The organism is Mycobacterium sp. 852002-51613_SCH5001154 (assembly GCF_001667425.1).
In the GTDB taxonomy this organism is placed as follows: Bacteria; Actinomycetota; Actinomycetes; order Mycobacteriales; family Mycobacteriaceae; genus Mycobacterium.
Genome location: NZ_LZII01000024.1, coordinates 1 through 650, shown reverse-complemented (window position 1 = coordinate 650; position 650 = coordinate 1). Strand labels below are relative to the sequence as shown.

1 protein-coding gene is annotated in these 650 nt (G+C 69.2%); it reads left to right on the top strand.

Annotated features, from left to right (window positions below; translation table 11 throughout):
- Positions 1-650 (top strand): cutinase family protein (locus A5750_RS06715; RefSeq protein ID WP_231989148.1); only part of this gene is annotated, 650 nt, incomplete at both ends.

Sequence of the window (650 nt, the reverse complement as noted above, 5' to 3'; positions counted from 1 at the left end):
GCATCCGGCCTCGGCGCGTCGGCGCTCGCCGGTTCGGTCATCCCCTCCGCGGCCGCCCAGTGTCCGGACGTGCAGGTGGTGTTTGCCCGCGGCACCGGTGAAGCCCCCGGCGTCGGCCCCACCGGACAGGCCTTCGTCGACGCCCTGCACTCACGCGTCGGCGCCAAGTCCTTCGACGTCTACCCGGTCAACTACCCCGCCAGCGACCAATGGGACACCGGCGTCGACGGCATCAGAGACGCCGCGGGCCATATCAATTCGATGGCCCACGACTGCCCCAACACCAGAATGGTGCTCGGCGGCTACTCCCAGGGCGCGGCCGTGATGGGCTTTGTCACCTCACCCTCGGTCCCCGACGGCGTCGACCCCAACACCGTGCCCAAACCCCTGGACCCCTCGGTGGCCAGCCACGTCTCCTCGGTCGTGCTCTTCGGCATGCCCAACGTGCGCGCCATGAACTTCCTCGGCGAACCCCCCGTCGTCATCGGCCCGGCCTACCAGGACAAGACCGTCAAGGTCTGCGCCACCGAAGACCCGGTCTGCTCCGACGGCATGAACTTCGCCGCCCACAACACCTACGCCGACGACGGCGCCATGATCGACAAAGGCGTCGCCTTCGCCTCCAGCCACCTCGACGCGGGAACCGCTGG